The 23812-nt window shown below is 61.7% G+C and carries 18 protein-coding genes, 4 tRNA genes and 1 pseudogene; 7 read left to right on the top strand and 16 right to left on the bottom strand.

What is annotated here, in order from left to right; all coding sequences use genetic code 11:
• Positions 1-17: 17 nt before the first annotated feature.
• From rpoB to J5J83_RS18170, 12 genes and pseudogenes are all read right to left on the bottom strand, one after another.
• Positions 18-4151: a DNA-directed RNA polymerase subunit beta gene (gene rpoB, locus J5J83_RS18225; RefSeq protein ID WP_212351362.1), complete on the bottom strand. Its 4134-nt coding sequence runs from the start codon at positions 4149-4151 to the stop codon at positions 18-20.
• A gap of 180 nt (positions 4152-4331) precedes the next feature.
• The gene (gene rplL, locus J5J83_RS18220; protein WP_349251953.1) at positions 4332-4700 is read right to left on the bottom strand and encodes a 50S ribosomal protein L7/L12; all 369 of its coding nucleotides are present in this window, start codon (positions 4698-4700) and stop codon (positions 4332-4334) included.
• Positions 4701-4743: 43 nt separating this feature from the next.
• The gene (gene rplJ / locus J5J83_RS18215) at positions 4744-5244 is read right to left on the bottom strand and encodes a 50S ribosomal protein L10 (RefSeq protein WP_212351360.1); all 501 of its coding nucleotides are present in this window, start codon (positions 5242-5244) and stop codon (positions 4744-4746) included.
• A 235-nt stretch (positions 5245-5479) separates the two neighbouring features.
• Positions 5480-6175 (bottom strand): 50S ribosomal protein L1, encoded by a 696-nt coding sequence (rplA, locus tag J5J83_RS18210; protein ID WP_212351359.1) that lies wholly within the window; start codon positions 6173-6175, stop codon positions 5480-5482.
• A gap of 2 nt (positions 6176-6177) precedes the next feature.
• On the bottom strand, positions 6178-6609 hold the full coding sequence (gene rplK / locus J5J83_RS18205; RefSeq protein ID WP_212351358.1) for a 50S ribosomal protein L11: 432 nt from the start codon (positions 6607-6609) through the stop codon (positions 6178-6180).
• Positions 6610-6718: 109 nt separating this feature from the next.
• Entirely contained in the window at positions 6719-7252 is a 534-nt protein-coding gene (gene nusG / locus J5J83_RS18200) for a transcription termination/antitermination protein NusG (RefSeq protein ID WP_108949546.1), read from the bottom strand.
• Between the two features lie 2 nt (positions 7253-7254).
• Positions 7255-7602 carry a preprotein translocase subunit SecE gene (gene secE / locus J5J83_RS18195; protein ID WP_212351357.1) on the bottom strand — a complete coding sequence of 116 codons (348 nt, stop codon included), beginning with the start codon at positions 7600-7602 and terminating at the stop codon, positions 7255-7257.
• Between the two features lie 26 nt (positions 7603-7628).
• A tRNA-Trp gene (locus tag J5J83_RS18190) sits at positions 7629-7704 on the bottom strand.
• A 113-nt stretch (positions 7705-7817) separates the two neighbouring features.
• Positions 7818-8012, bottom strand: a pseudogene (locus J5J83_RS18185) (GTP-binding protein); the annotation flags it as partial.
• Between the two features lie 78 nt (positions 8013-8090).
• Positions 8091-8165 (bottom strand) — tRNA-Thr (locus J5J83_RS18180).
• A 22-nt stretch (positions 8166-8187) separates the two neighbouring features.
• Positions 8188-8261: transfer RNA gene (locus tag J5J83_RS18175), tRNA-Gly, on the bottom strand.
• A gap of 74 nt (positions 8262-8335) precedes the next feature.
• A tRNA-Tyr gene (locus J5J83_RS18170) sits at positions 8336-8420 on the bottom strand.
• A gap of 270 nt (positions 8421-8690) precedes the next feature.
• On the opposite strand from J5J83_RS18170, the gene J5J83_RS18165 reads away from it, so the two are divergent.
• Positions 8691-10505, top strand: a complete 1815-nt coding sequence (locus tag J5J83_RS18165; protein ID WP_212351356.1) for an ABC transporter ATP-binding protein/permease — start codon at positions 8691-8693, stop codon at positions 10503-10505.
• Between the two features lie 63 nt (positions 10506-10568).
• Here J5J83_RS18165 and xdp1 read toward each other — a convergent pair whose 3' ends face one another.
• The 3 genes from xdp1 to J5J83_RS18150 form a co-directional block, all read right to left on the bottom strand.
• On the bottom strand, positions 10569-11357 hold the full coding sequence (gene xdp1 / locus J5J83_RS18160) for an exosortase-dependent surface protein XDP1 (protein WP_249115776.1): 789 nt from the start codon (positions 11355-11357) through the stop codon (positions 10569-10571).
• Positions 11358-11469: 112 nt separating this feature from the next.
• Entirely contained in the window at positions 11470-14274 is a 2805-nt protein-coding gene (prsT, locus tag J5J83_RS18155; RefSeq protein WP_212351355.1) for an XrtA/PEP-CTERM system TPR-repeat protein PrsT, read from the bottom strand.
• A 69-nt stretch (positions 14275-14343) separates the two neighbouring features.
• Positions 14344-15834: a diguanylate cyclase gene (locus J5J83_RS18150; RefSeq protein WP_212351354.1), complete on the bottom strand. Its 1491-nt coding sequence runs from the start codon at positions 15832-15834 to the stop codon at positions 14344-14346.
• A 73-nt stretch (positions 15835-15907) separates the two neighbouring features.
• Between J5J83_RS18150 and J5J83_RS18145 the strand changes: the two genes are divergently transcribed.
• The 3 genes from J5J83_RS18145 to J5J83_RS18135 all read left to right on the top strand — a co-directional run bounded on the left by J5J83_RS18145 (position 15908) and on the right by J5J83_RS18135 (position 19633).
• Positions 15908-17647 (top strand): cation:proton antiporter, encoded by a 1740-nt coding sequence (locus J5J83_RS18145; protein WP_212351353.1) that lies wholly within the window; start codon positions 15908-15910, stop codon positions 17645-17647.
• Positions 17648-17765: 118 nt separating this feature from the next.
• Entirely contained in the window at positions 17766-18656 is an 891-nt protein-coding gene (locus J5J83_RS18140; protein WP_212351352.1) for a transporter substrate-binding domain-containing protein, read from the top strand.
• Positions 18653-19633 (top strand): asparaginase, encoded by a 981-nt coding sequence (locus tag J5J83_RS18135; RefSeq protein WP_212351351.1) that lies wholly within the window; start codon positions 18653-18655, stop codon positions 19631-19633. The genes J5J83_RS18140 and J5J83_RS18135 overlap by 4 nt, the downstream gene beginning before the upstream one ends.
• Here J5J83_RS18135 and cysB read toward each other — a convergent pair.
• Positions 19624-20565, bottom strand: a complete 942-nt coding sequence (gene cysB, locus J5J83_RS18130; protein ID WP_212351350.1) for an HTH-type transcriptional regulator CysB — start codon at positions 20563-20565, stop codon at positions 19624-19626. The two genes, J5J83_RS18135 and cysB, sit on opposite strands and share 10 nt — an antisense overlap.
• Before the next feature lie 184 nt (positions 20566-20749).
• Between cysB and J5J83_RS18125 the strand changes: the two genes are divergently transcribed.
• The 3 genes from J5J83_RS18125 to J5J83_RS18115 are packed head-to-tail and all read left to right on the top strand — an operon-like array spanning position 20750 to position 23734.
• Positions 20750-22429: a nitrite/sulfite reductase gene (locus J5J83_RS18125; RefSeq protein ID WP_212351349.1), complete on the top strand. Its 1680-nt coding sequence runs from the start codon at positions 20750-20752 to the stop codon at positions 22427-22429.
• Complete coding sequence (locus tag J5J83_RS18120; protein WP_212351348.1) at positions 22422-22961, top strand: DUF934 domain-containing protein; 540 nt, start codon at positions 22422-22424, stop codon at positions 22959-22961. Before J5J83_RS18125 ends, J5J83_RS18120 begins: the two co-directional genes overlap by 8 nt.
• Complete coding sequence (locus J5J83_RS18115) at positions 22958-23734, top strand: phosphoadenylyl-sulfate reductase (RefSeq protein ID WP_212351347.1); 777 nt, start codon at positions 22958-22960, stop codon at positions 23732-23734. Before J5J83_RS18120 ends, J5J83_RS18115 begins: the two co-directional genes overlap by 4 nt.
• Positions 23735-23812 lie beyond the last annotated feature (78 nt).

Below are 23812 nucleotides of genomic sequence, written 5' to 3'. Positions count from 1 at the left end.
TACGCAATGTCTCCGGTTCAACCGCGGTCCAGATCGATGTCGATCGCCAGGGAACGAATTTCCTTCACCAGCACGTTGAAGGATTCCGGCATGCCGGAATCGATCTTGTGCTCGCCCTTGACGATGCTCTCGTACACCTTGGTCCGGCCGGTAACGTCATCCGACTTGACCGTCAGCATTTCCTGCAGGGTGTATGCCGCCCCATAGGCTTCCAGCGCCCACACTTCCATCTCACCGAAACGCTGACCACCGAACTGCGCCTTACCGCCCAGCGGCTGCTGCGTCACCAGCGAGTACGGACCGGTCGAACGTGCGTGCATCTTGTCATCGACCAGGTGATGCAGCTTCAGAACGTGCTTGTAGCCGACCGTCACCTTGCGCTCGAACGGTTCGCCAGTGCGACCGTCGTACAAGGTCACCTGTCCGCTGACGGGCAAATCGGCCAATACCAGCATCTTCTCGATTTCATCCTCGTGGGCGCCATCGAACACCGGCGTCGCAAAGGGCACGCCCTTGACCAGGTTGGTCGCCAGGTCGACGATTTCCTTGTCGTCGAACTGATCGAGCGCCTCCGGCTTGCCACTTCCGTTATAGATCTCCTCGAGGAAACCGCGCACCTCCTGAACAGCAGCATTGGCACGCAACATCTTGTCGATCTTCTGGCCCAGGCCCTTCGCTGCCCAACCGAGGTGGGTCTCGAGAATCTGACCGATATTCATCCGCGACGGCACACCCAGCGGGTTCAGCACGATGTCGGCAGACGTGCCGTCGGCCATGTAGGGCATGTCCTCGACGGGAACGATCTTCGACACCACGCCCTTGTTACCGTGACGACCGGCCATCTTGTCACCCGGCTGCAGGCGACGCTTCACCGCGAGATAGACCTTGACCATCTTCTGCACACCCGGCGGCAGCTCGTCACCCTGGGTAAGTTTGCGCTTCTTGATCTCGAAAGCCGAGTCGAAGTCCTTGCGGGTGGTCTCGAGACCTTCGCGGATCGCTTCGAGCTGGGTCGCCAGTGCGTCGTCCGCCAGGCGGATATCGAACCAGTGATAGTGCTCGAGGGTCTCGAGGTACTCCACCGTGATCTCGCTGCCCTTGGCCAGCTTCTTCGGCCCGCCGTTTGCCTTCTGTCCAGTGATCATGCGCTGGATACGTGCAAACGCGTCGCGCTCGACGATCCGCATCTGGTCCGCGAGATCCATCTTGAAACTGCGCAACTGGTCGTCGATGATCGACTGCGCACGCTTGTCGCGCTCGATACCCTCGCGCGTGAATACCTGCACGTCGATCACGGTACCGGTCATGCCGGAGGGCACGCGCAGCGACGTATCCTTAACGTCCGACGCCTTCTCGCCGAAGATCGCCCGCAGCAGCTTCTCTTCCGGCGTCAGCTGGGTTTCACCCTTGGGCGTGACCTTGCCAACCAGCACGTCGCCCGCTTCGACTTCGGCACCGATATAGACGATGCCGGACTCGTCGAGACGACCCAGTTGCGCTTCACCCAGCGAGGCGATATCGCGGGTGATCTCCTCGGGTCCGAGCTTGGTGTCACGTGCAACGACGGTGAGCTCCTCGACGTGGATGGAAGTGAAACGGTCGTCCGCCACCACGCGCTCGGAGATCAGGATCGAGTCTTCGAAGTTGTAGCCGTTCCAGGGCATGAACGCGACCAGCATGTTCTGGCCCAGCGCGAGTTCGCCAAGGTCGGTCGATGCACCATCCGCGATCACGTCGCCACGGGCGATGCGATCACCGACCTTCACCACCGGGCGCTGGTTGATGTTGGTGTTCTGGTTGGAGCGCGTGTATTTGATCAGGTTGTAGATGTCGACACCGACATCGCCAGCCATGGCTTCGTCGTCGTTCACCCGAACGACGATACGCTGCGCGTCGACATAGTCGACCAGACCGCCACGCTTGGCCTGCACTGCAGTACCCGAGTCAACCGCAACGGTGCGCTCGATACCGGTGCCGACCAGCGGCTTTTCCGGACGCAGGCAAGGCACGGCCTGACGCTGCATGTTCGCACCCATCAGCGCGCGGTTCGCATCGTCATGCTCGAGGAAGGGAATCAGCGATGCGGCCACCGACACGATCTGGCCCGGCGCCACGTCCATGTACTGGACCTGGTCGGCGGTCACAAGGGCGAATTCGCCCTTGTGGCGGCAGGACACCAGATCACCGACCAGCAGTCCGCTTTCGTTGATTTCCGCGTTGGCCTGGGCAATGACGTACTGGCCTTCCTCAATCGCCGACAGATAGTCGATCTGGTCGGTAACGATGCTGTTCTCGACCTTGCGATACGGGGTCTCGAGGAAACCGTGACGGTTGGTACGGGCGTAGACCGCGAGCGAGTTGATCAGACCGATGTTCGGACCTTCCGGCGTCTCGATCGGGCATACCCGGCCGTAGTGCGTCGGATGCACGTCGCGAACCTCAAAACCCGCGCGCTCACGCGTCAGACCGCCCGGGCCGAGCGCGGAGACGCGCCGCTTGTGGGTAATTTCAGACAGCGGATTGGTCTGATCCATGAACTGCGACAGCTGACTGGAGCCGAAGAACTCCTTGATCGCAGCCGAGATCGGCTTGGCATTGATCAGGTCGTGCGGCATCAGGTTGTCGGACTCGGCCTGCGACAGGCGCTCCTTGACCGCGCGTTCCACACGTACCAGACCGGCACGGAACTGGTTCTCCGCCAGTTCGCCGACCGAACGCACACGGCGGTTGCCGAGGTGGTCGATATCGTCGATCTCGCCACGGCCGTTGCGCAGTTCGACCAGCACACCGATGACCGCCAGGATATCGTCGTTGGCCAGCACGCCACTGCCTTCCTCACCATGCGGGCCGACAAGCTCATAGAAACGCTTGAGCCAGGCGGGCGTGCGCTCGTCGATTTTCTCGGGATAGGCACGACGGTTGAACTTCATGCGACCGACGGTCGACAGGTCATAGCGTTCCGGCGCATAGAACAGGCCGTTGAACAAGGCCTCGACCGCGTCTTCGGTGGGCGGCTCGCCCGGGCGCATCATGCGGTAGATGGCGACCTTCGCTGCCCATTGATCGGCGGTCTCGTCGATACGCAGCGTGGACGAGATGTAGGCACCACGATCCAGATCATTCACGTACAGCGTGACCAGTTCCTTGACACCGGCGTCACGAAGCTTCTCGAGCAGTTCTTCGGTGATCTCGTCGTTGGCGCGGGCGACCAGCTCGCCAGTTTCGGCATCGACGATGTTCTTGGCGATGACGCGACCCAGGATGAAGTCGTCCGGCACCGCGATCGTCTTCAGCCCGGCCTGGTCGAGCTCGCGGATGTGCTTGGCGGTGATGCGCTTGTCGCGCGCCACGATGAGTTTGCCATCGGGCGTGACGATGTCGAATCGGGCCACTTCGCCGCGCAGGCGGTCCGGCACGAGGTCGAACTGAGCCCCTTCCGCCGACAGGTGAAAGGCGTCGAAGTCATGGAAGGTTTCGAGAATTTCCTCGGGACTCATGCCGATGGCGCGCAGCAGAATCGTGACCGGCATCTTGCGGCGACGGTCAACGCGGAAATACAGGTAATCCTTGGGATCGAACTCGAAATCGAGCCAGGAGCCACGGTAAGGAATGATGCGTGCAGAGAACAGCAGCTTGCCGGAAGAATGCGTCTTGCCGCGGTCATGCTCAAAGAACACACCGGGCGAACGGTGCAGCTGCGAGACGATCACGCGCTCGGTACCATTGATGACGAACGAGCCGGTGTCGGTCATGAGCGGAATCTCGCCCATATAGACTTCCTGCTCTTTCACTTCCTTGATGGTTTCCTTCGGCGCCTCACGGTCCATGATCACGAGCCGGACGCGGGCACGCAGCGGCGACGCAAAGGTCAGGCCGCGCTGCTGGCATTCCTTCACATCGAAGGCGGGTTCGCCCAGCATGTACTGGACGAATTCAAGCCGGGCATTGCCACTGTGGCTCGAAATCGGGAAGATTGAGGTGAAGGCTGCCTGCAGGCCATCGTTCAGGCGCACTTCGGGCGGGGTTTCCGCCTGTAGGAACGCAGCAAACGATTCAATCTGGGTCGCGAGCAGGAAAGGCGCATCGAGCACGGCCGCGCGCTTGGCGAAGCTCTTGCGGATACGCTTTTTCTCAGTGTAGGAATACGCCATGGATGCTCCGGCTAGAGGTCGAACGTCGGGAAGACAGAACACAACGCCCACGTTCTGAATTGGATTGACACGTCAATACGCAGAAAATTCGGGGACGCTTTGTTCTGCCTTCGTGCTTCGTACAAAGCACGAAAGGGCTGGTGCTCATGACGAGCGCCAGCCCTGCAGCAAAAGCGAGAATTACTTGATCTCGACCTTTGCGCCAGCATCTTCCAGTTGCTTCTTCAGCGCATCGGCGTCAGCCTTCGACACGCCTTCCTTCACGGCCTTCGGTGCACCATCCACGACGTCCTTGGCTTCCTTCAGGCCCAGGCCGGTCGCAGCACGCACAACCTTGATGACCTCAACCTTCTTGTCGCCGGCAGCCTGGAGGATGACGTCGAACTCGGTCTTCTCTTCAACGGCAGCGGCGGCAGCGCCGGCACCCGGGGCAGCCACGGCCATCGAGGCAGCGGACACGCCAAACTTCTCTTCGAACGCCTTGACCAGGTCGTTCAGGTCCATCACGGTCATCGAGCCAACGGCTTCGAGGATGTCTTCTTTGCTGATTGCCATTTAAATTACTCCAGAATCGAAACTTTTAAGAAAACGGTCAGGCTGCCGCTTCTTCCTCGCGCTTCTTGGCGAGGGCGGCCAGCGTGCATGCGAAACCGGTAACCGGTGCCTGCATGACGCCCAACAGCTTGGCGAGCAACTCTTCGCGGCTCGGGATCGAGGCCAGCGCCTGCACAGCAGCCTTGTCGAGCGTCTTGCCCGCATAGGAACCTGCTTTCAGGACCAGCTTGTCGTTGCCCTTGGCAAAGTCGTTAAGCACCTTTGCTGCGGCGACAGGATCTTCAGAAATGCCATAAATGAGCGGACCAACCAGTTGGTCCGACAACCCGGCAAACTGGGTTTCGGCGATCGCACGACGCACCAGGGTGTTCTTCAACACACGCAGATAGACGCCAGATTCACGGGCCTTTGCGCGCAGCACGGTGAGATCACCCACTTCTATGCCGCGATACTCGGCCACCGCGATAGTCTGGGCGTTGGCTACTTGTGCCGACACCTCTGCCACTACGGCTTTCTTGTCATCGAGATTGAGACCCACGGGCCTTTTCCTCCTTTCAAGTCAACACACGAACCGCACAAGCGATTCGCACCCACGGCGACCTGGATCAGGAGTGCGGCTGACAACGCAGCCAATATCCTGTTCTGGGTTCACCGTCTGCGCAGGCCGCCCTGAGGCTGATTAGACGAATGCCGAGGCATACGCACCTGCGGTCTTTGACGATCCGTCCCGACACCAAGGCGCCAGGACGTCCCAAAGTTAAGTACTCCCCAGCTTAGCTGGCGGAGGTATTCGTTTCGACGCGCAGCCCGACACCCATCGTGCTCGACAGGGCCATACGGCGCAGATAGACGCCCTTGGCCGCAACCGGACGAGCCTTGACCAGCGCATCGACAAATGCATTCAGGTTCTGCTGCAGTGCTTCAACACCAAAGGAGGCCCGACCAATGGTGGCGTGGACCAGGCCAGCCTTGTCGGTGCGGTATTGAACCTGACCAGCCTTGGCATTCTTGACCGCAGTGGTCACGTCCATGGTCACGGTGCCAACCTTCGGGTTCGGCATCAGACCGCGGGGACCGAGGATCTGACCGAGCTGGCCGACCACACGCATCGCATCGGGGGTGGCGATACACAGATCGAAGTCGATGTTGCCGCCCTTGACCTGCTCGGCAAGATCGTCGAAGCCGACGACATCGGCGCCGGCTGCACGCGCAGCTTCCGCCTTCTCGCCCTGGGCGAACACCGCAACACGGACCGACTTGCCGGTCCCGGCAGGCAGCACGACCGAACCACGAACGACCTGGTCCGACTTGCGCGCATCGACGCCGAGATTCACCGCAACGTCGATGGACTCGTCGAACTTGGCGCTCGCACATTCCTTCACCAGTGCCAGCGCTTCGGCAACCGGGTAAACCTTGTTGCGATCGACCTTGGCGCGGAGCGCCTGAACTCGCTTGGAAACCTTAGCCATGATCAGAGGCCCTCCACGGTGATGCCCATACTGCGTGCGGAACCGGCGATGGTGCGGACAGCCGCGTCCATGTCGGCGGCCGTGAGGTCAGCCATCTTGGTCTTGGCGATCTCTTCGACCTGGGCACGGGTGACCGAACCCACTTTGTCGGTATGCGGCTTCGGCGAACCCTTCTGAATACCGGCGGCCTTCTTGATCAGGACCGTGGCCGGCGGCGTCTTCATGATGAAGGTGAAGCTCTTGTCGGCGAAGGCGGTGATCACCACCGGAATCGGCAGGCCCGGTTCCATGCCCTGAGTCTTGGCATTGAAGGCCTTGCAGAATTCCATGATGTTCAGACCGCGCTGACCGAGCGCCGGACCGATCGGGGGGCTGGGGTTGGCCTTGCCGGCCGGCACCTGCAGCTTGATGTAACCAATAATCTTCTTTGCCATTGCGGCTTGCTCCTGTGATGAGTGCTAGCGCGCCGACTACATGCCGACGCTCCTCGCATTGCCCGCGTGAACGGGCAATGGCGGGCGCAACGCGCCCGCCTTCTTGCGCTCAGGTCTTTTCGACCTGGGCGAAATCCAGTTCCACCGGCGTCGAGCGACCAAAAATGGTCACCGCCACCCGCAACTTGCTCTTTTCGTAGTTGACGTCTTCGACCGCACCATGAAAATCGGTGAAGGGACCTTCCTTGACCCGAACCACTTCGCCAGTCTCGAACAGCACCTTCGGACGCGGCTTCTCGACACCTTCCTGCATCTGCTGCATGATCTTGTCGACTTCCTTCTCGGTAATCGGAGAAGGCTTGTTCGCGGTACCACCGACAAAGCCGGTAACCTTGGGTGTCGACTTGACGAGGTGCCAGGACTCGTCGTTCATTTCCATTTCCACGAGCACATAACCCGGGAAAAACTTGCGTTCAGTAATGCTCTTCTGACCGCCCTTCATCTCGACCACTTCCTCGACCGGCACCAGGATCTGCCCGAAAGCATCCTGCATCCCGGCACGGGCGATGCGATCAACGAGCGCACGCTGTACGGACTTTTCGAAGCCCGAATAGGCGTGCACTACATACCAGCGCTTTGTCATGATCATTTCCAGCCCAGAATCAGGTCATACAGCACCCATTCCAGACTCTTGTCGGTCAGCCAGAGGAAAAGGGCCATTACCACAACGAACGCAAAAACCAGACCGGTGGTCTGGACGGTTTCTTTGCGGCTGGGCCATACCACCTTCTTGGTCTCGACAACGGCTTCGCGCGCGAACTCGACGAAACGGCGACCCGCTTCGGAATACCAGGCAACAGCAAGACCCGCACCCAGACCAGCCAGCACGCTGAGTACACGCAACACCAGCGCCTGCTCGGAAAGGAGGTAAAAGCCGACCACGCCGGCCGCAACCAGTGCCAGAGCCAGCGCGAACTTCAACTTATCGGCCATCGAGGTAATGACTTCCGGAAAAATTGTGGCAGGGGCAGAGGGAATCGAACCCCCAACCTTCGGTTTTGGAGACCGACGCTCTGCCAGTTGAGCTATACCCCTGCAGCAGAGACTACAAAGCGCACCCTTACGGATGCGCTCCTGATCGATCAATCGCCTGAGCGATTACTCGATGATCTTGGCGACGACACCGGCGCCAACCGTACGACCGCCTCCGTGTTGATCGTGATACCACGTGCCTTCTCTTCCGGCGCAGCGTCGATCTGGTCGTAGGCCTTCGCCTCACCACCGAACTTCTTCGACAGAATCGTCGTGATTGCCGCGGTCAGCGTCGTCTTGCCGTGGTCAACGTGGCCAATCGTGCCAACGTTTACGTGCGGCTTCGTACGCTCAAACTTGCTCTTAGCCATATCGACACCCTTTAATCAGAATCAGAATTTTCGAAGCGATGACTCCGACACCGTCACGTCGGACGAGGCAGATAGAAGTGGTGCCCTTGACGTGGATTGAACACGTGGCCTCTCCCTTACCAAGGGAGTGCTCTACCACTGAGCTACAAGGGCGCCGAAACCTGTACTACTAAACTGGAGCGGGTGAAGGGAATCGAACCCTCGTCATAAGCTTGGAAGGCTTCTGCTCTACCATTGAGCTACACCCGCACATGCCAAACGCCAGCTGACTCTCTACAACCGCTTCGCGTGCCGCAAACTACAACAGCACAACGAAATGTGCTTGGTGGAGGGGGAAGGATTCGAACCTTCGAAGGCAGTGCCGTCAGATTTACAGTCTGATCCCTTTGACCGCTCGGGAACCCCTCCAAGCGCGAAGCCCCGCACTATAGAGGTGGATTCAGGGTCTGTCAAATGATTCGTGAAAAAACTTCAAAAATATTTGCGCTTGACCATGACCTGCAAGCCGACACCAAGCTTTCCAAACCTCCGGCTCCTGATGCAGATCGCGAACATCCTCCGTACGAACGCACCCGCGCGCCAAATCAACCGGGGAGGTGAGCTCTGGGCCAAAATGGCAACAAACCGCCGGCCGCCATCTGAACCTGCAGCCACCCCAAAGAAAACACAGGACCCCACATGAGACGCCCTGCAGCCTCTGCCCTACCCGCACCTGAAACCGGGGAACGACGCGACTGGCAAACAATCAGGAGCCTGATTCCATTCATCTGGGCGTACAAGCTCCGGGTAAGCCTTGCGCTCTCCTGCCTGCTCGCGGCCAAGGGCGCCAACGTGACCGTACCGATCACTTTCAAGCACCTGATCGACGCGCTTTCTCTCACGACCCCACAGGCGTTCGTCGTCGTGCCAGCCGCCGTGCTGCTGGCCTATGGCGTACTGCGCTTTTCGACCTCCCTCTTCACCGAACTGCGCGAAATCCTGTTCGCGCGCGTGACGCAGCAGGCAGTAAGGGAGATCACATTACGCCTGTTCCGCCATCTGCATGCACTGAGCCTGCGCTTCCACCTCGAGCGCCAGACCGGCGGACTGACGCGCGACATCGAGCGCGGCACGCGCTCAATCGGCTCGCTGATCAGCTACACACTGTATTCCATCCTGCCCACACTGGTGGAAATCGGCCTGGTCATGAGCATCCTGCTGGTGCAATACGATGCCGTATTCGCCCTCATCACACTTGCTACCCTGACGGTCTACATCGTCTTCACGGTCCGGGTCACCAACTGGCGAACCACCCTCAGACGACAGGCAAACGAACTCGATTCGGCTGCAAACGCACGCGCCATAGACAGCCTGATCAATTTCGAAACGGTGAAATACTTCAATAACGAGGAATACGAGGCACGGCGCTACGATCAGGAATTGGGCAAATGGACCGCCGCACAGATCCGCAACCAGTACTCGCTATCAGGACTCAACATCGGGCAGGCCGCCATCATTGCGGTCGGCGTAACGGCGATGATGTGGCAGGCCGCCAGCCGCGTTGCCAACGGCACCATGACGATTGGCGACATCGTGCTCGTTAATGCCTTCATGATCCAGCTCTACATCCCGCTCAATTTTCTCGGCGTCATCTATCGCGAGTTGCGGCAGGCACTGACCGACATCGAGCGCATGTTCGGACTGATGCACGAGAATCGCGAGATCGCCGACGCGCCTGACGCACTCACCCTTCTTCCAGGCCCCGCAAGCCTTCGATTCGACCAGGTCGGATTTGCCTACGACGCCAAGCGCCCCATCCTGTTCGACGTCGATTTCGAGGTCGCCGCCGGCCGCACCGTCGCCATAGTCGGCCACTCGGGGTCAGGCAAATCCACGCTGGCGAGACTCCTGTACCGCTTTTACGACGTCCAAACGGGCGCCATCCGCGTCAACGGCCATGATCTCCGCCAACTTACCCAGGACAGCCTCCGCGCAGCAATCGGCATCGTGCCGCAGGACACAGTGCTGTTCAACGACACCCTGCGCTACAACATCCAGTACGGCCGCCCTAGCGCAAGCCGGGAAGAGGTCGAGGCCGCTGCCCGCGCCGCACAGCTCACCGAATTCATACGACGCCTGCCCGACGGCTACGACACCCGCGTCGGCGAACGCGGCCTGAAATTGTCGGGCGGCGAGAAGCAACGTGTTGCCATCGCGCGCGCACTACTGAAGAACCCGGCCATCCTGATCTTTGACGAAGCAACCTCCGCACTGGACTCGAAGACGGAGAAGGCTATCCAGGCCCAGATCGAACTCGCCGCGACGGGGCGCACCGCACTGGTGATCGCACACCGGCTTTCGACCGTCATGAACGCGGACGAGATTATTGTGCTGGACCAGGGACGGATCGTGGAGCGAGGCAAACACGGCGAACTGCTTGCACGAGCGGGCGCGTACTCGCAGATGTGGTTGCTACAGCAACAAGAAGAGAACGAGCAGTCAGCCCTCGGGTAAACGGAAATCGGCGCCAGATCGGCGCCGATTTTATTAGCCTTTCTTTCCAGGGCCGCAGCGATGTCAGTCGCGAACCTTGCGACGGCTCGCACCGATCAAGCCCAGCAGGCCAAGACCGGCAAGTGCCAGCGAACCAGGCTCCGGCACCTTGTTGTCCGTCGACGGTGGCTTCACGCTCCCACCGACGCTCGCAACCTTCATGTAGTCGTAGTAATTATTGCTGCCATAACCGACCGACGTGCCGGACACCGCACCCGCACCAATCAGCCAGAAGCTCGAATAAATCGACCCCGAAGCAAGCCCATAGGCGCCCGCACCGCTTCCACCGGAATTTCCGATCAAGGTCCACCCGCTACCGACGGTCAGCAGATCCGCGTAGCTCTTGCCTGCCAGACTGCCGTTGAAGGGCGCTGCGCCGGTGTACGCCAGGACAAAGAAGTCCGACCGCCGCGCGTCATTGTTATAGACCCATCCAAGACTTGCTGAACTCAGATTGATACTCGAACCACCGAAATTCAACAGAATCGACTCAAACTGGCCATTGTTGTCCATGGCGTGATTCGGGCTCGCCGACGACTCGCCGCTGTATTGAACACCAACGCCATTCCAACTCTCGATGTAACCCTGAGCGAGGGAACTGCCTGAATTGACGCCACTCCAGCCCGTCACAGTCACCGCGGGACCGCCTGTCGGCGTACTGGTCTGCGACGCGGATGTCGTCTGACTGCAGGCGAACGTCCCACAACTCAAATCCCAGTTCCATGCGGCCGACGCCGAACCGCTAAAAACCGATAGCCCCGACACAAGAAGCGCAATTGCGGTCTGTTTTTTCATTTTGAAGATCCTCAGCATTTTGGCTAGTCTTAGCAAAAACTACGCCAAACAATAATTTAGCCTTAAAATCATTGACTTAATTACAAAACCCCACTTGAACCGGTTCGTAGTGTAAAAAACGTCGACACGGCTATTGACTGACGTTTCGCAGCAGCGCGCGCGCGTCGACATCGCCTTCGAAGCGCTGACCTTGCGACAAGGCCGCCTCAAGCTCCTGACGTGCTTCGGCTCGCCGCTCGAGCCGCGCCAGCACATAGCCCAGATGCCATTTGACTTCCACACTGCCGGGAATGCGCAGCCGCGCCTCGCGCAGGTGGGGCAAGGCCTCTTCAAGTCGGCCCTGCTGCGCCAGCGCCCAACCCAGTGTATCCCTCGCATTGCCGTCGCCTGGCGCACTGGCGACGGATCGCTCGGCCATCGTCACCGCGGCGGGATCACCGAGCATGATCAGGACGTTTGCCAGGTTGTTGTACAGACTCTCGTCACCGGCCTTCCTGTCCAGCAGTTTCGTATATTCCCGTTTAGCCGCTGCCCAGTCACGCGCCTGCGCAAGAAAATCGGCGAGACCCCGCCTTGCGACATCGTCTTCCGGATGCGCCTTCAACCACTGACTCAACAGCGGCACTGCACCGGCCGGCTCGCCCTGGATCGCGAACACAGCGGCTTGTCGCAGAACGAGCTCGCTCGTTGGCGTCAGCGCGAATGCGCTGCGGTAAGCAGCAGCGGCGGCCTTGAAGTCTTTGCGCGCCATGGCGATGTCGCCGGCCAGTTTCGCCCCCTTCACGTTCGCCGGATGGCGTGCCCGCAACTGGCCCAACCATTTGTCGGCCTGACTCAGGTCCTTCGCAGCCAGCGCCACCTCAACAGCAAGGACCATTGCGTCGGCGTCGTCGGGACGACCCTGCAAGGCCTTTTGCGCGCTGTAGGCAGCCGCGCTGAAGTCCGAAGCGGCAATTTGCAGGTAACCGATCCGGACCAAGGCGGCTGCATCGAATTCAGCTAGACGCGTCATATCCTTCAGCACCTGCTGGGCCGGTTTGATCGCCCCGACATCCAGCTCCGCCCGCGCCAGAGCCTCCAGTACGGTCAGATCTCCACTCCGCCGGGACGACAGGGCGCGCGCGGCATCACGGGCGGCAAGCTTGTCACCCGCAACAGCACGCATTTCGATCAAGGCCAAGCCGATTTTCACGTCACTGGGCTGCTCGGCCGCAGCCTTCTCGATCCATCTCAGGGCCTCGTCCTTGCGCCCTGCTCCCTGCTCCAGGATGGCAAATTCGTACATCGCAATCGCATCGCGCTTGTTGGTCCGCAGCATGTCGGCGTAGGTTTTCCTCGCCTCGGCCAGGCGCCCTTCGGCAATATCGACGCGTGCCAGGTTGAGTCGGGCGGAATTGAATCCGGGGTCGATCTTCAGCGCCGCCTGGTAGGCCCTGCGTGCGCCCGCAAGGTCCTTGGTGGCCCCCTTCACGACCCCCAGCAGGTTCTGCACCGCTGGATTCGACGGCATTGCCTCGCTGGCACGTTGAGCGACGTCGAGCGCCTTCTTTGTCTCGCCATGTTGCATGTGCAGATTTGCCAAAGCGAGCGCCAGCGAAAAATCGTCAGGCGTCTTGTCGAAGGCCCCCTGGAGATTCCCGATCGCCGCAACCGTATCATTCTGACCAAGCTGGCTGAATCCCAACGTCGCACGCAGACCGGGATCCGCCCCGCCGAGCGATACCGCCTTCTCGAGCAGCGCCGTGGCCTTCGCGTAACGCTTCAGTCCGAGGTAGGCGCGTCCGAGCAGGTATAGTGCCTGCGGATCATCCGGCTGCAGGCGCAAGACGTTTTCCAGCAAGTCCGTGGCTCGAGGGTAGTCCGCCGTATCGATATACACGGCGGCGAGCAGCTTGCGCGCGCCGGGATTGCGCGGATACCTCGTCACCAGCACATCGAGATACTTGCGTGCCTTTTCGTATTGGCGTCCCGCGTGATGCGCAAGCGCGCCAACCATCAATAACTGCTCCTGGCCCGCAACCCATTCGGCCGGCAGCGCATCGACGAGCCTTGCCGCATCTTCGAGCAGTACGCCCGCCGCTTGCGCATCGCCCCGTCTGCCGGCAAGAAGCGCCCGAAGGTAGGCCACCCGCGGTTCGGTCGGCGCAAATCGCACCACCTCTTCCAGATCCCTGGCGGCATCCGCATCGCGTCCAATGTCGATCAGGATGCCGGCGCGCGCCACGCGCGCATCGAGGAACTTCGGCTGCAACTCGATCGCCCGCTCGTAATCCTTCAGCGCGTTGGCCAGTAGTCCGGTTGCATGCGCAACCGACGCACGGGCATTCAGTGCTTCGGCGTCGGCCGGCGCCAGTTCAACCGCCCGAGCTGCCACCTTGCTCGCGTCCTCGCCCTTGCCGTTCGCCAGCAACACCGGCACCTCGGCGACCAGGGGAATCACGGACCCCGGATCGATCGCACGCGCTTCGGCGAAACTACTGGAGGCCTCCGGGAGCTTGCCAAGCGCGGCGTAGGCCTTGCCTCGCAGCACGAGCACCTCGAGTCGCGTCGCAGCCGGCAGGCCCTCGGCAGCGACCGAATCGAGCAGGACTTGAGACCTGCCCTGCATCAGGTAGATTCGCCCCAACGGCACGGCCACTTCGGCCCGATTCACCCCCAGCTTGAGTGCCTCACGAAACTCTACTTCAGCGGGTCCTACATCACCGTCGACCAGATAAGCCTTGGCCAGCAGCAAATGCGCGGCGAGCATGCTGCGATCCTGCTGCAAGGCGTTCTTGAGCTGGATGATGGCGCCCTGCACGTCCTGCTTGCCGAAGCGCGACAAGCCATCTTCATAGTAGCGGCTGGCCGCAACCGTATCGGCATGAACCGGCGCTGCGAATGTGGAAAGCAGCAGCGCCGCATAGCCAAGCGCGCGGGAAATGCGGAATCTCATGATGTTCAAATAGTCCGGTCGGTGGCGCAACGATGCGCAGATTGTAGCCAACCCGCCGACAAGAGGCTGTTAATTCCTACCGACTTCGCCTGAAACCGCATCTCCGGACACCGGGTCACAAGCAATCGCCACGCGACATCCAACCCGCCCCTTCACCCGGTACATTGCCTGATCGGCCAAGCGCATCAAGTCGTAGAGCGCTGCCGCATGATCAGGAAACACCGCGACGCCGATGCTGGCGCCAAGCTCGAAACCATGCCCGTCCACCTGCAGCGGCTCCGCCAGCGCAGCGGCAAGCTTATTGCCCACCGTGAACGCGTCTTCCAGGGACGACACCTTGTTAAGCAAAATGACAAACTCATCGCCGCCGACACGTGCCACAGTATCGCTCTGTCGCATGAGACCCTCCATGCGCCCGGCGATCGTGCGCAGGGCGTGGTCGCCGGCCTCGTGCCCATACTGGTCGTTGATCGGCTTGAAATCATCCAGATCCAGGTACAACAGCGCCAGCTTGTGTCCTTCGCGCCGTGCCGACTCCACGGCCTGACGGAAACGCCCTTCGAGCAGCACCCGGTTTGCCAGGCCAGTCAGGCTGTCGTGCAGCGCAAGATGACGCACCTGCTGTTCCGTGCTTTCGAGCTGCCGCGCAGTACGGTACATGTGCCATGACAACAGCAATGCAAACACCGCGCACAGAACGCCTACTACACGTGACCACCAGCGCACCTCGGTTGCCCCCGCGGGCGGATTGAGCGGCACGGCCGCCAGCACCCACGAACCGTCCAGCACCCGCACCTCGAGCTGCACTGCGTCGGCGCGATCGAAAAGATCGGCGCGCCCCCAAAACACGGCACCGTCACGTCCGGCCCCATCGACACCGCGCAACGCGAGCGCGAGATGCAGATCAGGATCCAGCAGCCCGGCATCGGCCAGCAGACGATCGAAATTGATTGGCGTGCTCATCAAGCCCCAATATCGACCACTGCGCGGGGCCCCGCCCGGAGGCGTCAGGAAGATGGGGACGCGATGGATCAGGGCCAACCCGCCCTGCACCAGCTCGACCGGTCCTGCCAGCACCGGGTGGCCCGTTTCGAGCATGCGACGGGTCATGGCGCCCTGAATGGGGTGATTCAACAGGTCGAGGCCGACGGCCGCCTCATTGCCCGCGAGCGGATACACCATTGCAATCACGTTGTCCGGCGCGAGGGTAATGTTGCGCAGCAGACTGCGGGACTGCATCAGTTCGCGTGCGAGCTGAGCGAAACGGCCGGGGCCGATCCGGCCACTGATCGCCACTTCGGCCACCAGCCCGGCGGTCAGGTTCGTCGCTCCGTTCAGCTCGCCCTCGAGCCGCGCACGCAAGCCGGAGAGTTCGGAGAGCGCCTGCGCCTGCCCGCGCTCCTGCAGGCGGGCTTCGAACAGGCTGCCAACGACAATGATGAGCCCGGCCACGATCAGCCCCAGCAGGCCCAGACCGACACTCATCCAGCGCTGGCGCAGCTCCAGCCTCATCCTCGCCCCCAATTGCGAATGCACGACATTGTATGCATCGTCAGGCACTTGCCACTGCGCGTTTCTGGCTTTTGTGTGCCGTGGATTACACTCCGTTGCAGACAAACGACAAAACTGCCCCATGGAAGCCCACGCGACCTTCCCTTTCCTGAAGGAGACCATTCTTTTCCTGGCCCTGTCGGGCATCCTCATTCCGCTACTGGCGAGGCTGCGCATCAACCCGGTGCTGGGTTTCCTTGCGGTCGGCACCCTGCTCGGCCCCTATGGTCTGGCCAGCTTCAGTGGCGCTGCCCCGTGGCTGGACTATATGACGTTCTCGCGCCAGGAAGACGTCGAAACCCTGGCCGAGCTTGGCGTCATCTTTCTCATGTTCATGATCGGCCTCGAAATGTCGATCGACCGTCTGTGGTCCATGCGCAAACTGGTTTTCGGCCTGGGCAGCCTGCAGGTCGCCTTTACTGCGCTGACGATTTTCGTGATTGCGTTCATGTTCGACCACGGCACGGAAGCATCGGTGGTCCTGGGGCTTGCACTGGCGTTTTCATCGACTGCCATCGTCATGCAACTGCTGATTCAGCGGCGCGAGCTGGGCACCCCGCTGGGCCAGTCGGCCTTCGCCATCCTGTTGCTGCAGGATCTTGCCGTTGTCCCGCTGCTGGTGCTGATCAGCATTCTCGGGGCGGACGCGGGTGGCGGCAGCTTCGGCACGCTGCTCGGCGCCGCAGCAATCAAGGGCCTGGTCACCGTCGGCCTGATCTATCTCGTCGGCCGCCGCGTGGTACGTCCGGTATTCCACCAGATCGCGGCGAACCGGCAGCCCGACACCTTCATGGCGCTGACGCTGCTGTCCACTCTCGGCGTGGCGGCACTGACCTGGGCAGCGGGACTGTCCATGGCGCTCGGTGCGCTGCTGGCCGGATTGATCATCGCTGAAACCGAGTTCCGCCACGAGGTTGAAGTCACCATCGAGCCCTTCAAGGGCTTGCTGATGGGGCTGTTCTTCCTGTCGGTGGGCATGGGCATCGATCTGCGGGCACTGGCGGCCGAACCGCTATGGACACCGCTGTCGGTCATCGGCCTGATCCTGATCAAGGGGGTCATCATTCTCTTCTTGCTGCGCGCTTTCGGCCTGACCTGGGGACGGGCGGTAGAAGGCGGCCTGTTGCTGGGCCAAGGCAGCGAGTTTGCGTTCATCGTCATCGGTATGGCTCTGTCATTCAACGTATTGCCACGCGACACGGGTCAGTTCATGCTGCTTGTCGTCGGTTTGAGCATGCTGGCTGCGCCGCTGACAGCTCGCCTGGGCGGTGCGCTGGGCGCACGATACGAGCGCCGGCGCGCCCCGCGCGAGAATTTCGATGTCGGCGAATTCGCCGAAATGCGCGGCCATGTGATCATTGCCGGCTATGGCCGGGTCGGACAGATCGTCGGACAACTGCTGGCCGAGCAAGGGGTGCCGCATGTGGCAATAGAAAGCGATGCCGGCCTGGTGGCGCGTCAGCGCAAAGGGGGCATCCCGGTCATCTACGGCGACGCCAGCCGCCCCGAGCTGTTGCGACGACTGCGCCTCGACCGCGCACTCGCGGTGGTACTGACCATGGATCACGTCGCCGCGGCGGTGCATGCGGTCAAGGGTATCCGCCAGACCATGCCGCACATCCGCATCATCGCGCGTGCGCGCGATGAGAAACATGCGCTGACCCTGCGCGAGGCGGGCGCCAGTTCCGTGGTGCCTGAAACCCTTGAGTCGAGTCTCAAGCTTGCCGGCTCGGTACTCGAAACACTGGGGGTGCCAAGTGATGCTGCCGGCAGATTGCTGGAGCAGGAACGCGAGCGCCGCATTACCGCGTTTCGCGATTAACCGCTCGCTACGACGGATGTTCGACACCGGCCCGCGGACTCACCGCTATCCTGTTTCCGTCATCACCCCTAAACTACTGCCTGCTGTCGCTTGCCCCCCGTCAACGCTGGTCAATCGAATGCACCGTCCTGTCCGGATCCTCATCCTTGCCGCTTCCGTCCTCTGCAGCGCCGCAGCCCAGGCGGCACCGGGCACGCTCGATCGTATCCGCAACCTGGGCGTCATTCATCTGGGCTACCGCGCATCGTCCATACCATTCTCGTATCTGGATGCTGACGGCACAGTACTCGGTTACTCGCAGGATCTCGCTCGCCGCATTGTACAAGCGGTGCAAAATCATCTTGAGCTGAGCAAGCTCGAGGTCAAGCTCGTTCCGATCACGCCCCAGAACCGCTTCCTGATGGTCGACAGCGGTCGCATCGACATCGAATGTGGCTCCACGACTCACAATCGCGAGCGCGAGCAACTGGCAAGCTTCTCCAACACCATTTTCATCACCGGCACGCGAATATTGACGCGAAGCGGCGGTCCAATCGACGATTTCGGCGATCTCGCCGGACAGCGTGTGGTGACGACTGCGGGTACCACGTCCGACCAATTGCTCTACAAGCGCAATGAGCGCCCGGGTGAGGCGATGACGATCCTGTCGGCGCACGACCATGCCGACGCGTTCGCCACGCTGCAGGCCGGCCGCGCAGTCGCCTTCGTCATGGACGATGCCCTTCTTTTCGGTGTGCGCGCGGAGGCCGCGAGACCGACTGACTGGGTGGTCACGGGAAAGCCACAGAGCTTCGAAGCTTATGCGTGCACGATCAAGAAGGGGGACCTCGCGTTCAAGCGTGTCGCCGATCAGGCCATTACCGAATTCATGCGCAGCGGCGAAGCTGAACGGCTCTACCTGAAGTGGTTCACCCAGCCGATACCGCCAAATGGGCTGAACCTCGAATTTCCGCTCTCCGATGCGATGCGCGCCCTGTTTCGCAGCCCCAACGACGAGCCACTGGAATGAACCGCAAACCAGTCATTGCCCTCATCGCCACGGGCGGCACCATCGCCGGCGCAGCACCATCGTCAAGTGATACAGCGGCCTATGTAGCTGGCACCGTTGACGTATCGGCGCTGCTCTCCGCCGTACCTGGCCTCGAGGACATCGCCGACATTCGCGCCGAGACGCTGTTCAGACTCGACAGCAAGGACATGACCCCGACACACTGGCTCGCGCTTGCACAACGTGTGAAGGCCCTTGCCGACGCAGACGACATCGACGGCGTCCTGATCACCCACGGCACCGACACCGTCGAGGAAACCGCATTCTTCCTCCACCTGACGCTCGCCACCGCCAAACCGGTGGTATTGACTGCGGCCATGCGTCCGGCAACCGCCCTGTCCCCCGATGGACCGATGAACCTATTCACGGCTGCCCGCGTTGCCGGATCACAACAATTCGGCGCGCTCGGCACGCTGGTGGTGATGAACGACCGCATCCACGCGGCACGCGAGGTGTGCAAGTGGCATACACGAGCGGTGGAAGGCATCGGCAGTCCGGACAGTGGCGCCCTCGGCTGGGCCAACCCGCCGCGACTGAGCCGCCCCGGCATTGCTGCAGACCGCGCGCTGACACCGCTGGCCAGCCTCGACACCTCGCACTGGCCGCCGACGGTGGAAGTGCTCTATCTGAGCGCGGGCGCCTCACCCGCGTTGCTCGATGCCTGCATCGACGCTGGCGCCCACGGCGTAGTGCTCGCCTGCGCCGGAAACGGCAGCCTGCCTCAAAGCTGGCTGCCTGCGGTCGAGCGTGCCATCGCTGCCGGCTGCGCCGTCGTCTGCGGCAGCCGCGTCGCGCAAGGGCGCGTGGGCGGCGGTCACCTTCCGGCAGGTGTGGCGTACGCCGGATCGCTCTCACCGACCAAGGCCCGGGTCGCGCTCATGCTCGCGCTCAACTGCGGCACGCCCGATCTCTTCCGGCAGATCGCCGATTACAGCTGATAATTGTCGGCACTGCCACTGAGCGCGGTTTCCACCATCCGCCGCGTAAGATGCGGCGCAAATCCCTCAATGAAGGAATACACGTAACCGCGCAGCCAGGCGCGTCGGCGCAGACCGATCCGGGTCGTGCTTGACTCGAAGAGATGGGCCGCATCGATCATGCCGAGATCGCGATCGACGGCCGGATCGTAGGCCATGCGTGCAAGAATGCCGATGCCCAGATCCATCGCCACATAGGTCTTGATCACGTCCGAATCGATCGCGGTCAGCACCACATTGGGTTTGAGGCCGCGCCCGAGAAAGGCCTTGTTGATCTGGCCGCGGCCGGTAAATGCATCGTCATAGGTGATGAGCGGGTAGCGGGCAATGGCCTCCAGCGTGAGCGGCTGCTCCTTCAGGATCGGATGGCGCGGAGCCGCCACCACACAGCGGTTCCACTGGTGGCAGGGCAGCATCACCAGCTCCTCGTATTCGGAGATCGCCTCGGTGGCCAGTGCGATATCTGCGCTACCGTCGAGTACCATTTCGCACACCTGCCGCGGGTTGCCCTGATGCAGCGACAGCTTGACTTGAGGGTAACGGCGCATGAAATCGCGAATGACCCGCGGCAAGGCATAGCGCGCCTGAGTGTGGGTCGTTGCAATCGACAGGCTGCCGGCGTGCTCGTTGGCAAATTCCTCGCCCACCTGCTGCAGATTGTTCATCTCGCACAGCATGCGCTCCGCGATCTCGAGCACGGCACGTCCGGGCTCGGTCACCGCAACCAGACGTTTACCGTGGCGCGAGAAAATCTCGATGCCGAGTTCCGCTTCAAGCAAGCGAATCTGCTTCGACACGCCCGGCTGAGAAGTAAACAACGCATCGGCAGCGTCCGAGACATTGAGTCCGCGTCGGGCCACCTCATGAATGTAACGCAGCTGCTGCAGGTTCATGGCAACACCTTAATAACCAATTCTTCTTAAAGTCTAACGCAAACCCACTTTATGAACCTAAACAAACTGTCTACGATGCAACGCAACATGCGAGCCGTCCTGTCGGATTCTTCAGGCGTACCCGTAAACCCGTTGCAAGACCAGTGCCCGGACATACCGCACTGACCGCCACCTGAGAGAAGCAATGTACCAATACGACGAATACGACCAGCGCATCGTGGACGAGCGGGTTGCCCAGTTCCGCGACCAGACGCAGCGCTATCTGGCCGGCGAACTCGGCGAAGATGAATTCCGCCCCCTGCGCCTGCAGAACGGTCTCTACATTCAGCGCTATGCGCCGATGCTGCGTATCGCGGTGCCCTACGGCAATCTGCGCGCCGACCAGATGCGCATGCTCGGCCACATCGCGCGCACCTACGATCGCGGTTACGGCCACTTCACCACACGCCAGAACCTGCAGTTCAACTGGCCCAGGCTCGAGGACGTGCCGGAGATCCTCGCCAAGCTGGCCACTGTTCAGATGCATGCCATCCAGACCTCGGGCAACTGCATCCGCAATGTCACCTCCGACCCCTTTGCCGGCGTAGCGGCCGACGAGGACATCGATCCGCGTCCATGGTGTGAGATCGTGCGCCAGTGGAGCACCTTCCACCCCGAATTCGCCTATCTGCCGCGCAAGTTCAAGATTGCCGTCAATGGCGCGAAGGAAGACCGTGCAGTCATCCAGGTGCACGACATCGGTCTCGACCTCAAGCGTGACGCCGAGGGCAGGATCGGCTTTCGTGTGCTCGTCGGCGGCGGCCTCGGGCGCACGCCGATCATCGGCGAAGAAATCTCCCCCTTCGTACCCTGGCAGGACATCCTCAGCTACTGCGAGGCCATTCTGCGCGTGTATAACCTCAACGGTCGCCGCGACAACGCCTACAAGGCGCGTATCAAGATCCTGGTGAAGGCGCTCGGTATCGACGCCTTCCGCAGTCAGGTCGAAGCGGAGTTCGCCCACCTCAAGGGCGGCCCGGCCACGCTGACCGTCGATGAAGTACATCGTGTCGCCGACCACTTCGTCGATCCGTCCTACGAGACACTGCCGGCATCTGACGCGGGCTACACCGACCAGCTGGCTGCAAACAAGGCTTTCGCCGCCTGGGCCCGGCGCAATGTACGCGCTCACAAGCAACCCGGCTACGCCAGCGTGGTGCTGTCGCTGAAAAAGACCGGCATTGCCCCGGGCGACATTACCGCCGATCAGTTCGACAGCGTCGCCGTGCTCGCCGATGCTTTCGGCTTCGGCGAGGTCCGCGTCACCCACGAGCAGAACCTGGTGCTGGCCGACGTCAAACAGTCCGACCTCTTCGCCGTGTGGGAGGCGGCCCGCGACGCCGGCCTCGCAACGCCGAACATCGGCCTGCTCACCGACATCATCGCCTGTCCCGGGGGAGATTTCTGCGCACTGGCCAACGCCAAGTCGATCCCGATTGCAAATGCCATCCAGGCCCGCTTCGACGATCTCGACTACCTGCACGACATCGGCGAGATCGAAATCAACATCTCCGGCTGCATGAACGCTTGCGGTCATCACCACGTCGGCCACATCGGTGTGCTCGGCGTGGATAAGAACGGCCAGGAGTGGTATCAGGTCAGCATCGGTGGCGACCAGGGCAACGACACCGCACTGGGCAAGGTCATCGGCCCGTCCTTCGCCGCCGACGAGATGCCCGACGTCATCAGCTCGCTGATCGAAACCTATACCGCCAATCGTCACGACGACGAGCGTTTCATCGACACCGTGCGCCGCGTTGGCGCAGATCCGTTCAAGACGCGCGTCTATGCCGACCGCGAAGCAAGGAAGCAAGCCCATGTCTGAAATCATCAAGCACGGCGTCATTCATGAAGACGACTGGACTGTGCTCCGACTCGGTGAAGGCGAGGACGCCACCAGTGTCGAACTGCCCGCCGGCCGCGTGATCGTGCCGCTGGCGGTCTGGCTTGCACGCCGCGACACGCTGGGCGCACAGGCAGAAGCCGGCGTACTCGGCGTCTGGCTGGCTGGCACCGAAGACCCCGCAACCCTTGCCGACGACCTGCTGCGCCTGCAATTGATCGCGGTCGACTTTCCCAAGTTCGCGGACGGTCGCGGCTACTCCATCGCCACCCTTTTGCGTGCCCGTCACGGCTACGGCGGCGAACTGCGCGCAATCGGTGAAGTGCTGCGCGACCAGTTCTCTTACCTGACGCGCTGTGGCTTCGACAGCCTCCAGCCCGCAACAGGGCGTTACACCCGTCCTCAGCTGGAGGCGGCACTGGCAAGCCTGAAGGATTTTTCCGACCCGTACCAGGGTGCGGTGGACCGCGCCGAACCGCTGTTCCGCCGAGTCACGCGAAAGGTGGCGGCATGAGCACCACCGTATCCATGATCCGGCCTGGAAACACGCCTCGAAATCCGGCCACCAATCCGGACATCACCCCCGAATTGCGCGACAGCGTTGCGCGCAAAGCGGCTACCGCGGTCAGTCTTCTGCAGCGGCTCGTAGCCGAACTCGGCGGGTCGGGCGAGCTGACCTTCGCCAACAGTTTCGGCGCCGAAGACATGGTGCTGACCGACCTCATTCTCGACCGCAAGCTGCCAATCGAGATTTTTTCGCTCGACACCGGGCGCCTGCCGGCCGAGACCTACACGCTGATGGGCGAGGTGGAGCAGCGCTACGACACCCGCATCAAGGTGTACTTCCCCGACGCCACGGCGGTCGAGCAATACGTTCGTACCGAAGGCATCAATGCCTTCTACGACTCGGTGGACCTGCGCAAGGCCTGCTGCCAGATACGCAAGGTCGAGCCGCTGCGCCGTGCGCTTGCCGGCAAGAAGGCATGGATCACCGGCCTGCGCGCCGCCCAATCGACGACCCGTACCGGGCTGCCGGTACGCGAGTTCGATGCCGGCAATGGCCTGGAGAAGATCAATCCGCTCTCCGACTGGACCGAGGCCGAAGTGTGGGCCTACCTGCGCCTGCACGGTGTGCCCTACAACGCGCTGCACGATCAGTTCTACCCGAGCATTGGCTGCGCGCCCTGTACGCGCGGCATCGCCCTCGGTGAGGATGTGCGCGCCGGGCGCTGGTGGTGGGAAGACCCCGAGTCCAAGGAATGCGGGCTTCACGTCAAGAAGAGCTGACCATGTACACGACCATCCTGATGCAACGTATCCTCGCCCTCCGCGCCGGCCTGCGCGCCGCCTTGCGGGCATTGCGCA

Source organism: Azoarcus sp. L1K30 (genome assembly GCF_018122735.1).
Taxonomy (GTDB): domain Bacteria; phylum Pseudomonadota; class Gammaproteobacteria; order Burkholderiales; family Rhodocyclaceae; genus Parazoarcus.
This window is presented reverse-complemented; position numbering and strand designations above follow the sequence as displayed.